This window comes from Pseudomonadota bacterium, assembly GCA_030860485.1.
Taxonomy (GTDB): Bacteria; Pseudomonadota; Gammaproteobacteria; order JACCXJ01; family JACCXJ01; genus JACCXJ01.
The window spans coordinates 1-10,584 of the sequence record JALZID010000064.1; the positions used below are offsets into that span (position 1 = coordinate 1).

General features: G+C 65.3%; 10 protein-coding genes. 2 read left to right on the top strand and 8 right to left on the bottom strand.

Annotated elements, in window-relative coordinates; translation table 11 throughout:
- Nucleotides 1-466 precede the first annotated feature (466 nt).
- The 7 genes from M3461_03825 to rfbB form a co-directional block, all read right to left on the bottom strand.
- Nucleotides 467-715: a hypothetical protein gene (locus M3461_03825; GenBank protein ID MDQ3773551.1), complete on the bottom strand. Its 249-nt coding sequence runs from the start codon at nt 713-715 to the stop codon at nt 467-469.
- A gap of 1,124 nt (nt 716-1,839) precedes the next feature.
- Complete coding sequence (locus tag M3461_03830; protein ID MDQ3773552.1) at nt 1,840-2,271, bottom strand: hypothetical protein; 432 nt, start codon at nt 2,269-2,271, stop codon at nt 1,840-1,842.
- Between the two features lie 252 nt (nt 2,272-2,523).
- Nucleotides 2,524-2,745 carry a hypothetical protein gene (locus tag M3461_03835; protein MDQ3773553.1) on the bottom strand — a complete coding sequence of 74 codons (222 nt, stop codon included), beginning with the start codon at nt 2,743-2,745 and terminating at the stop codon, nt 2,524-2,526.
- 462 nt (nt 2,746-3,207) lie between these two features.
- Complete coding sequence (gene rfbD, locus M3461_03840) at nt 3,208-4,107, bottom strand: dTDP-4-dehydrorhamnose reductase (protein ID MDQ3773554.1); 900 nt, start codon at nt 4,105-4,107, stop codon at nt 3,208-3,210.
- Nucleotides 4,104-4,649 (bottom strand): dTDP-4-dehydrorhamnose 3,5-epimerase, encoded by a 546-nt coding sequence (rfbC, locus tag M3461_03845; protein ID MDQ3773555.1) that lies wholly within the window; start codon nt 4,647-4,649, stop codon nt 4,104-4,106. Before rfbC ends, rfbD begins: the two co-directional genes overlap by 4 nt.
- Nucleotides 4,646-5,530: a glucose-1-phosphate thymidylyltransferase RfbA gene (rfbA, locus tag M3461_03850; GenBank protein MDQ3773556.1), complete on the bottom strand. Its 885-nt coding sequence runs from the start codon at nt 5,528-5,530 to the stop codon at nt 4,646-4,648. Before rfbA ends, rfbC begins: the two co-directional genes overlap by 4 nt.
- Nucleotides 5,527-6,594 carry a dTDP-glucose 4,6-dehydratase gene (gene rfbB / locus M3461_03855; GenBank protein ID MDQ3773557.1) on the bottom strand — a complete coding sequence of 356 codons (1,068 nt, stop codon included), beginning with the start codon at nt 6,592-6,594 and terminating at the stop codon, nt 5,527-5,529. The genes rfbA and rfbB overlap by 4 nt, the downstream gene beginning before the upstream one ends.
- 110 nt (nt 6,595-6,704) lie before the next feature.
- Here rfbB and M3461_03860 point away from each other — a divergent pair, with 110 nt between their 5' ends.
- Both M3461_03860 and M3461_03865 read left to right on the top strand, forming a co-directional pair.
- Entirely contained in the window at nt 6,705-7,466 is a 762-nt protein-coding gene (locus M3461_03860) for a LysM peptidoglycan-binding domain-containing protein (GenBank protein ID MDQ3773558.1), read from the top strand.
- Between the two features lie 231 nt (nt 7,467-7,697).
- Nucleotides 7,698-9,380, top strand: coding sequence for an EAL domain-containing protein (locus M3461_03865; GenBank protein ID MDQ3773559.1), 1,683 nt, complete (start codon nt 7,698-7,700; stop codon nt 9,378-9,380).
- A 60-nt stretch (nt 9,381-9,440) separates the two neighbouring features.
- Here the strand turns inward: M3461_03865 and M3461_03870 are convergent.
- Nucleotides 9,441-10,584: DNA polymerase Y family protein (locus M3461_03870; protein MDQ3773560.1), on the bottom strand; the 1,144-nt coding region annotated here is incomplete at its 5' end.

The window sequence follows — 10,584 nt, forward strand, 5'->3', positions numbered from 1 at the left end:
TCACCATAGCCAACAATCATGGCTTATGCCTCAGCTTTGTTCAGTTGCTTCACCGGTACTATGGAACTGTCCGACTCGCCACCATCGTGCATCACGGCCGTACCCTTTTAGGTTCTCCGTGCGGACCTCGGGCAACCACACCCCAAGGCCAATGGCGGCGCCTCCCGGGTCCCGTACAACCGGAATCACAGGGATGTGATGCCTTTAGGAGGTACAGGACGAAGATGTTTCCGTGCATGCCAGGGGTCTCCGACCCCGCCGGGCCTGTCTTCGCCTCGCCCTACCGGCGCAAACCGTGTTGCCTTCCGCGTGTTAGGAGCGCGTCGGCACCCAGCAAGTACTTTGATTTCGGGGCTCAATACCCTGCCTGCACGTTCCCCTGTCAACGCTTCGCCGCAGCCGTCACCGACTACAACGCATGACTCGGGGCCAGTGTGGTTGGCTAAACCTTCACTGTCGGATACTTTCACTCCTTCACACCTTGCCGGTTTTCCCGGCGCACCCCAACGACCAGGTTCTGCACGAAGCGCTTTCCCTGGTAACCCATTTCTTCTAGGCGAAGCCGGACATTGTGCCGAATCTGATCCTCCTCCCCCTCCCGCACATGGGTGCAGTTGACCGACCCGTGGGGCTTCAACACGCCGATCCTGTCGACGCCGCTTGGAATGTCATACGTCCACGGCTGCTCGCCGGCGTCAAGGCATTGTTCGGCCAAGGTGTCGTAGTTGAAGGACAGGACCGAGCCTAATGGCCTCGCCTGTTCGAGAAGGTTTTTGTAGGGCGCGCACCTCGCGGCGTCGCCCGGTATCGCTGTATGAGGCGACGCAACTCCCAGCCCGCTGCAACACTCAAGAACTGCTCTGTGGACCACTGCGCCTGACGAGCCGACTGCACCTGCTTACGGTAGTAGCAGGGCTCCGCCGTTTCTCGGCGTTGCTCTGTCTCTGCCAGCTCCCAGACGCGCCGTCTGTGGGCCACGTTTAGCGGGTTTACCTTCCAGCTGACGCCAGGAAATCCTCGCTCCTTCCAGGCGAGGTCGATCCTCTTCCATGCATCCTCCAGCGTGACCTTGCCTTGCCTCCATCCAGGGACCGCCCAATCTAGCGCGAGCGCGAGGACCGCGTGACGGTCCTCGATGTCCTCCTGCCACGCCCTCAATGCGTTCGCTGTCAACGGCAATCTGTGGGTCGCGTATGACGCACCAGCCCCGAAGATGATGACGTTCATGCTGGGGCGGGGGTCTTCCTCAGCCTCTCGTCGTCAATGGTTACTCTCTCACCAAGCAGGTCTCGCCACCGCTGCCTCCCCTCAGCGTTCGGGTCGCTGACCCGAACTTCGACCCCTCCCCGGTTGGCACGAGACTGGAGCGGATTCAGGAGTGCGCGCGCGGCACTGTCACTCGCTGGCAGGCTGTACCCGGTGACGCGCACATTGGCGACCTCGCGGAGGGCGTGGTCCGTCGTCTCCCAAACACGGAGGCCAAGGCATATCGGGGACAGACCACGATTATTCTGTGTCCACCGAACCGGAAACCGTGGTCTGTCCCAATTTGTCCGCTTGCCAGTGATCGGTGGGATCTTGTTGTCCACGGTACTGGCCTTTTGGCCTTGCCGGTGCTGTATGAGCTTTTCGAGCGGCGCCGTTCAGTCAAAAATAAAGGGGGTTACGGGAATGAAGAAGGGCGTTGCGTCTCGCCTTTCTTCCGGGAGCTTTGGCATTGGCTTCAATCCGTCCTATTCAAAGGAGGAGAGTGATCTATGAACAAAAACCACATGATTCCGAGCGAGGCGCTTTGTGGCTTGTTGCGTCATCGGCGCTTTTCCTGTTCACTCGCTTCGCTCAGGGCGGCGGGGACGGCAGGTTTGGACCTGGGTGAGGTGGGGGCGGCAGCGGGTGACCCGGAGGGTCCGGCGGCGGGGGCACCCGGTTACCTTTGGCATCCATGCACCGCAAGTAACTGATGTCATAGCGGGCTTGCACGGCATCCGCCGCTGTCCCGGCGGCAGCGCTTCCGGCCGCGGCCCCACTCCCTGCATCGATGGCGGCAGCAACCCCGGCATCATGTGAGCCGGCGCCAATCAGGGCGTCGCTGGCGCCGCCCAAGAGCGCACCTGTGCCGGCACTCCTCGCGACGCTGTCGTCAGCGGCCTGTTCAGGGGTCGTTCCCACGCGATCCTGCGCGTAATGCCGGCAGACTGCGTCCTCTTCACGAAACTGCTCGAAGGTCTTGCCGACCCCGGGCAAGACCAGCACCCCAGGCCCGCTGGGCACAGTCGCGCAGCCCGCAAGCAACCCGCCGCCGATAAGCGCCCAGTGCCTGAATCGCATCAATCCGACGCGCTGTTGGCTATGGAGGGGGGCCGTGCGGGACGACTGGCAGCCAAGCGACCCGGCAGTTGGTGACGTATGGGTAGTAGCCTTGGGGGTCGGTGCAGTAGTACCAGTACTGGGGCTGGTTGTATCGGCGAGATGGCGCGTAGTATGGGTAGTATCCACGATAAGGCGCGAAGATAAATGTGGCCCCTAGACCGAAACGGCGGTGGAATCTATGATGCCCCTGGAAACCATGGTGGAAACGATGCCGTCCATGGAGTCCGTGGTGCTTGTGGAATCCGTGCCTTCCGCCGCGTCCATGATGCCGGTGGCGGTGTCCATGATGCCCATGAGCGCCATGGCCTCCGTGGAATCCATGCCCTCCGCCATGACCGTGTCCTCCCCTATGTCCACCTCTGGCCCAGGCATCATCGACAATACCCGCCCCCCCCAGCAGGGTGAGCACCGCGAGCAAATTGCGCACAAGCTTGTTCATGTCTCTATCGACCCGTGGACGGTCATGTCGACCGGCCCGCACCTTTGAGCTTATCCGACAAGTAGACAGGTCTTTAAGGTTTAAGTGCCGTCCACCATGGCGTCGCGGTGGCCTCCAATGCGTAGTCAGTGTGAAAGGCGGGTGCCACCGCACCCAGTGCCGATTTCCGTCAACCGTTTCAACGTGCCGCCGGCCCCCGTGCCCATGGGGCCGCAAGTCGAGCCCCGAGCGCCGCTTGAAAGATCGCCCCGCGGCTCAAGGTACCCTTGGGTGAGGTGAATGCGGGGAATCTACGCAGGGCCCGATCGGCAAACGCGGCATTGACGTCATCGCGCCGACCCGGTTTCGTTCCTCGATCCGGCGCCGTATCGGGCGGTGCCTGAGGCCGGCCTCGACCCTCACGACCCGGACTCGAAGATCCCATCGAGGGTCGAGGTCAATGCGGTACGCCAATCCGGCAGATAGAGGCCGAAGGTTTGGGCCAGCTTCGTGCAGTCGAGGCGGGAGTTCAGGGGGCGGCGGGCCGGCAGCGGATAGTCGCTGGTGGCGATCGGCAGTATCCTCTTGACCGACATTGACGGTCCGCGCGGCACCTCGCGGGCCGCGGAGACGATGGCGGTGGCAAAGCCGTGCCATGAGGTCTCGCCACCTGTGGTCAGATGGTAGGTACCGCTCGCCGGGCGCCACGCCTCACGCGTCGAGAGCTTTCCCAGGATCAGCGCCGTGGCGTCGGCGACGAGGCGCGCCGGAGTCGGGGCGCCGATCTGATCCGCGACGATGCGTAACTCCTGCCGCTCTGCCGACAGCCGCAATACGGTCTTGACGAAGTTCTGGCCGCGCGCGGCATACACCCAGCTGGTACGCAGGATCAGGTGGTCGCAAACCGCCTGCTGGATCGCGAGCTCCCCGCAGAGCTTGCTGCGACCGTACGCGTTCAGCGGGCTGGCGATGTCCCGTTCCGTGTAGGGATCGGGCTTCGCGCCGTCGAAGACGTAGTCGGTCGAGTAGTGGATGAGCAAGGCCCCACGCTTGCGGGCCTCTTCGGCCAGCACGCCGACGGCGGTCCCATTGATGGTAGTCGCGAGCGTCTCTTCCTGCTCGGCCCTGTCCACCGCGGTGTAGGCGGCCGCGTTGACGATCACGTCGGGGTGGATACTATCGATGAGCGCCGGTATTGCGTGAGGATGGGATAGATCGCAGCGCCCCCTGTCGACCGCGACCACCTCACCGAGCGGCATGAGGCCGCGGGCCAGCTCGAAACCCACTTGACCGGTCGCGCCGGTCACCAAGAGCCTCATGGAAAGCACTCCGCTCGCTTGAGAGGCAGGCCGGCCTGGTCCTTGGGCGACAGCAGCGGCTCATCGGCGAGCGGCCATTCGATTTCGATGTCCGGATCGTTCCAGAGGATGACGCGCTCGTGCTCGGGGGCGTAGTAATCGGTGGTCTTGTAGAGGACATCCACGCGCTCGCTCAACACCAGAAAACCATGCGCAATACCGGGCGGCAGCCAGAGTTGCCGGTGGTTGTCCTCCGAGAGCTCCACGCCCACCCATTGGCCGAAGCTCTGAGAGGAACGGCGAATATCCAACGCGACGTCGAACACCGCCCCGCACACGACCGACACCAGTTTGCCCTGGGCCTGCTGAAGCTGGTAGTGCAGACCGCGCAGGACGCCGCGGCGCGAGCGCGAGTGGTTGTCCTGAACGAAGTCCACAGAGAGCCCGGTCACCTGTCTGAAGCCGCGGGCGTTGTAGCCCTCCAGGAAAAATCCCCGCGCATCACCGAACACCCGGGGTTCGATCATGAGCACATCGGCGATCGCCGTCTGCACGACATTCATGAGAACTCCCGCTCGGTCGAAAGACGCAAAAGGTACTGGCCATAACCGTTTTTGGCGAGCGGTGCGGCAAGCCTCAGGAGTTGCTCGGTATCGATAAAGCCCTTGCGCCAGGCGATCTCCTCCGGACAAGCGACCTTGAGCCCCTGGCGATGCTCGATGGTTTCGATGAAATTCGATGCCTCTATCAGCGATTCGGGGGTACCGGTGTCGAGCCAGGCGAATCCGCGCCCCATGATCGCCACGGACAGCCGTTTGCGTTCCAGATAGGCGCGGTTGACATCGGTGATCTCCAACTCGCCGCGGGCCGAGGGTTCGAGGCCCGCGGCGATCCCCACCACATCCGGGTCGTAGAAATACAGCCCCGTGACGGCATAGTGGGATCTGGGCCGGGTGGGTTTCTCTTCCAACGACGTGGCCCGACCGTGCGTGTCGAAGGCCACCACGCCATAACGCTCGGGGTCGTTCACATGGTAAGCGAATACGGTGGCACCGACCTCGTTTAGCATGGCCCGCTCCAGTTGCATCTGGAGATCGTGGCCATAAAAGATATTATCGCCCAGGACCAGCGCCGAATGACCGCCGCCGATGAAGGATCGTCCGATGACGAAGGCCTGCGCCAACCCGTCCGGGCTCGGCTGGACGGCGTACTGGAGGTTCAGCCCCCAGTCCGATCCGTCACCGAGCAGGTGTTCGAAGCGCTCGGTGTCCTGCGGGGTGCTGATGATGAGGATGTCGCGGATCCCCGCCAGCATGAGGGTGCTGAGCGGGTAATAGATCATCGGTTTGTCGTAGACGGGCAGGAGTTGTTTGGAGACCGCCTTGGTCACCGGGAAAAGCCGCGTCCCGGAGCCACCGGCCAGGATGATACCATTACGGTTCATGCCACCTCTGCGCCATATTGGCGGGCCGTCCAGTCCCGATACGCCCCGCTGGTGACGTCCCGGATCCAATCGCCATGTTCCAGGTACCAGCCCACGGTCTTGCGGAACCCGGTGTCGAAGGTCTCGGCCGGGACCCAACCGAGCTCTTGCCGGATCTTGCTGGAATCGATGGCATAACGCCGGTCGTGACCGGGCCGATCCGTCACGTAGGTGATCTGGCGCGCATAGGCTCGCCCGTCGCTACGCGGCCTCTGCTCATCCAGGATGGCGCACAGCCGTTCGACCACCTCGATGTTGGGCCTCTCGTTGGAGCCGCCGATGTTATAGGTCTCACCCGGCCCGCCCTGGTCCAGCACCACGCGAATGGCGCTGCAATGGTCTTGCACATAAAGCCAGTCGCGGATCTGCCGGCCGTCTCCATACACGGGCAGTGGTTTACCGGCCAGGGCGTGATGGATCACCAATGGGATCAGCTTTTCCGGAAACTGATAAGGACCGTAATTATTGGAACAGTTGGTGGTGAGCACCGGCAGGCCATAGGTGTGATGGTAAGCCCGCACTAGATGGTCGGACGCGGCCTTCGAGGCGGAATAGGGGCTATTGGGTTGATACGGGTGGGTCTCCGTGAAGGGCGGATCGTTCGGGCCGAGCGACCCATAGACCTCGTCCGTGGAGACGTGTAGGAAACGGAACCGCTCGCGCGCCTCGCCCGACAGCCCGATCCAGTGGGCGCGCATGGCCTCGAGCAACTGGAAGGTGGCGACGCAGTTGGTCTCGATGAATGCCGCCGGCCCGTGGATGGAGCGGTCGACATGGGATTCGGCGGCAAAATTGACCACGGCCCGCGGCCGGTGCTCGGCGCATAGGCGCGAGACGAGGTCGAAATCGCCGATGTCACCCCGAACGAAGACGTGACGCGGATCGTCCCGGACGCTCGCGAGGTTTTGCAGGTTGCCGGCGTAGGTGAGCCGGTCGAGGTTGACGAGGGGTTCGCCGATCTCCGCCAGCCACTCGAGAACGAAATTGGAGCCGATGAAACCGGCCCCTCCAGTCACAAGGATCATGCAATACCCTTCACAGCCCGCTCTTGGGCCTAGAGTACAACACTTGTAGGTGTCCCCGCGATCGCCTCGGGCCCGGTTCACGCCGCGCGGTCCGCCGCTACAATGGGCGCGTGCAGCCCCCGTTCCTCCTCTTTTGCGGACTCTTGATGCTCTACGGTGGGACTGCCGGCCGCATGGCGTCGGCCGAGCCGGCGGCCCCCGCCCCACCCCCGGAACGCGCCGCCGCACTGGAACGCGAGATCGCCCGGGTGCAGGCCCTCTGCGCGGCGCGCGCCTCGCGGCTCGAAGCCGAGCTCGGCAATCTCGCGCGCAGGCTGTCGGCGTTGCGCCTGCGCAACGCCATACTCGCCACCGAGAACAGCCGACTGACGCGTGAGTCTCTGGCGGCCGACACGCGCCTGCGCCGGCTCACCCGGGACGTGGAGACCGGGCGCGGCGAGTATGGGGCACTGCTGGCGAAGTACGGGGACAGCGAGGCCCGTGCGGGCCGGCTGCAAGCGCGGGTCACGGAGTTGCAGGAACGCCTGGCCGCGAACCGCCCCGACCCCGATGCCATCGCGGCCGCCCGCGCGCGGATCACCGAGTTGCACAAGGCCTACCGCACCCTGCGCGCCACGCGCCCGTACGACTCGACCCGCAAGGCCGCCTTGGAATCGACGCAAAGCGCCCTGCAACGAGGCCAGATCGAGTTGGCGCTCCTGACCGGGGCACGCGGCGTGTATACGGTGCAGGAGGGTGACAGCCTGGAGCGCATTTCGAGGTTCTTCTATCGTGATCCCAGCCGCTGGCAGGCCATCTTCCGCGCCAACGAGATCCTCTTGAGCCGGCCGGGGCAGATAACGCCCGGTATCGTGCTGCTCATCCCGCGTTGATCTGATTTCTTTTGGCCCAAGCCGCGCGCTGGATAACCGTCCCCGCAAGGGCGCTCGCGCTGAAGTGTGACGCGGGGCACCGCCCGGCCGGCTGACTTGTGTTACAAGCGCGGACGGGGGACGGCCTTGGTCTTGCTTTGCGCCAGGACGGCCTGCTGTGGTTGGGTGATGGCTAATGGAATGCGCTCCGGTCATGGAATCGTTCAGGACCATGGAAGAGGTCGAACCGACGTGAAACTCGAGGCAAAGCTCCCGCTGATACTGGCCCCGTTGAGCCTTGTGCCTGCGATCCTGGTGGGCACCCTGGCCTGGCGGGGGGCATCCCCGCTGGACTGGGACGCGGCGCTCGCCCTGCTCGCCGTGGCACTTTCGGGCGGAGTGGCCGTTGCGGCGGTGGCGTTCCTGCTGTTGCGGGCGCTCCTGACCCGACGCCTGCGGGCCTTGCAGCAGGCCGCGGGCGAGCTCGGCCGAGGCAACGTGCTGGTGCCGATCGACGTCCAGTCTCGCGACGAGCTCGGCGATCTCGCCCAGTCGCTACGCAGCATGGGCCATCACCTCAGGCAGTCGAGCGAGCAGATCCGCTTTTTCGCCTACCACGACAGCCTCACCAAGCTGCCCAACCGGCTGATGTTCGGAGAATACCTGAAACGCGCGCTGGCCCATGCCAAGCGCGGCCGGCGGACACTGGCTTTGCTGTTCGTGGACCTCGACGACTTCAAGCATATCAACGACACGCTCGGACATGCCGCCGGCGATCAGGTCCTGATCGAATTCTCCCAACGGCTACTCCACTGCCTGCGCGAAGATGATTACGTGGGCAGAACCGATCCGGCCTCCGAGGGAGGGGACACCATCGCCAGGCTCGGCGGGGACGAGTTCACGATCCTCCTGCCGGATATCGAAGATGCCGTCCAGGCTGCCACGGTGGCCGAACGGGTCATCGCCGCCACCGCCCCTCCCTTCTGGTATCGCGACCAGGAGCTGCACATCGGCGCGAGCATCGGGATCGCCCTCTATCCCAGCGACGGCGTACAGGCCGAGAGCCTGATTAAGAACGCCGACATGGCTATGTACCACGCCAAGGCCAAAGGCAAGAACACCTACCAATACTACCGCGAACGCATGAACGTGGCCGCGGTGCGGCGCCTGAGCCTGGAGACCGCGCTGCGCAAGGCCTTGGAGCGCGAAGAGTTCGAGGTGTACTTCCAGCCGGAGCTGGACCTCGCTTCGGGTCGCATCGTGGCGGTCGAGGCCCTGATCCGGTGGCGACATCCGGAAGACGGCCTGGTGCTACCCGGCCAGTTCATCACGGTGGCCGAGGAGACCGGGCTGATCGTGCCGATCGGCCAATGGATCCTCTTCGCCGCGTGTCGCCAGGCCGCGGCTTGGCGGGACGCGGGCCTCGCGGGGTTGACCGTGGCCGTGAACGTCTCCGGCGTCCAGTTCATGCGCCAGGAGCTGCCCGAGCTGGTCGAGGAGGCCCTGAGGGAGGCCCGCCTCGCCCCCACGGCGCTCGAGATCGAGGTGACGCAGGCGGCCCTCATGCGCGTCGAGCACTCGGTCGTGAGGCAGCTGCCCGCCCTCAAAGAGCTGGGGGTCGCGGTCGCGATGGATGGCTTCGAGACCGGGTATTCCTCGCTCGGCTACCTGCGGCGCTTCCCGATCGACAAGCTCAAGATCGACCGCAGCTTCGTGGCAGGGGTCACGACCGAGGCCGGGGATGCGGCGATCTGCTCGGCGATCCTGGCCATCGCAATGAGCATGGGGCTTACCGTGACCGCGGAGGGGGTGGAAGAGCCGGCGCAGCTCGAGTTCCTGCGCGAGCGCGGCTGCCGGCTCATCCAGGGGAATCTCGTGAGCCCGGCGGTGCCGGCCTCGGCCATCCCGGCCCTGGTGAAAAACGGAAGAAGATAAACAGGCCGGGATCGGCGCTGTGAAGGATCGTCGCGAACGCGGCGGATTTTTCACAAACGTTCAGTCGAAGACCCCGTGGAGATACCAAGCGGAGGCATTCCCGAGGTCGCGATAGATCCAAAAACGCGCCCCATGGGGGTCACGGACGACAAAATAGTCCCGCGCGATACCCTGGCCGTCCCACCAGCCGGACTCGATGCGCTCGGGCCCCGATTCCGCCTCGAGCGGTCCGCCCAGATAAGGCCGTCCGTCCTGGCGCGAGAGCGGCCGGGGCTCCTTCAGCAACCACAGCGGCAAAACCCTGTTCGGATCCCTGGCCGAGCCACCCACGGGGGGAGCGGCGGTGCGCTCTGCCGGCGGGCAAGGATGCCAGGCCCGCTCGGGGCGATGGTCGGCGACCGCGCACAGACCCGCCACAGCGGACTCCCCAAGGCGGGCGCGCAGGCGCTCGATGAGCCGCACGGGACCCTCCTCCGGTCCCCGCGGTCCTTGATCCAGGGGCCACAGCCCCAAGGGGGTCTCGGCGAGGGGGGCGATGGCCTCCGTCCTCATGATCAGCGCCCGCACCGGGGCGCGCAGCGACAGGCGATTCAGGCGTTCTCGGAACAGCGCGAGCAGATGCTCCGGGTCGCGGCTCGGGGCCAAGAGACCCAACTCGATTACGGTAGGGTGGATGGCGATGGGGTGGATCGGGGTGTCTTGGCCGTGCGCGTGCGCAAGCCGCCACGTCAAACGCCGCACCCCTGCGCGCCGCGCGGCCAGAAACCCGTGAAGCTCGAAGAGCATCTGCCGCGCCGCGAACAGCAAGGCCTCGAGCGTATGGACCTCCTCGGGAAGATCGAGGCGGCTCTCGAAGCGGGCGGGCGGCTCGAACCGGGGCCGGGGGTCCGGTGCCCGGCCGAGCGCCCGATCCAGGAGCGAGACGAGCGCGGGGCCGAGCCGGCGGGCGAGGCCGGCACGCGGGAGCCGCAAGAGCCCTCCCACAGTCGCGATCCCCAGGCCCTCGAGGAGCCCGAGCTCGCGGCCGGAAAGCCCGAGGACCTCGAAGGGCAGGGGACCCAGGGCAGCGGCCGGGGTCTCGGTGGTAGTGGCCGGCGCCGTCCCGCCGCCGCGGGCGAGGAAGGTGGCCAGGAGCGGCGTGGGGCCGAGGCCCAGGACAGGGCGGAAACCCAACTTGCCCATCCCCTCCCGGACCCGCCGCGCG

What these genes read in the sequence shown, in the direction of transcription:
- M3461_03835 (MDQ3773553.1), bottom strand. Translation starts at nt 2,745, where the DNA reads ATGATGCCTGGGCCAGAGGTGGACATAGGGGAGGACACGGTCATGGCG.
- rfbC (MDQ3773555.1), bottom strand. Translation starts at nt 4,649, where the DNA reads ATGAATGTCGTGCAGACGGCGATCGCCGATGTGCTCATGATCGAACCC.
- rfbB (MDQ3773557.1), bottom strand. Translation starts at nt 6,594, where the DNA reads ATGATCCTTGTGACTGGAGGGGCCGGTTTCATCGGCTCCAATTTCGTT.
- rfbA (MDQ3773556.1), bottom strand. Translation starts at nt 5,530, where the DNA reads ATGAACCGTAATGGTATCATCCTGGCCGGTGGCTCCGGGACGCGGCTT.
- rfbD (MDQ3773554.1), bottom strand. Translation starts at nt 4,107, where the DNA reads ATGAGGCTCTTGGTGACCGGCGCGACCGGTCAAGTGGGTTTCGAGCTG.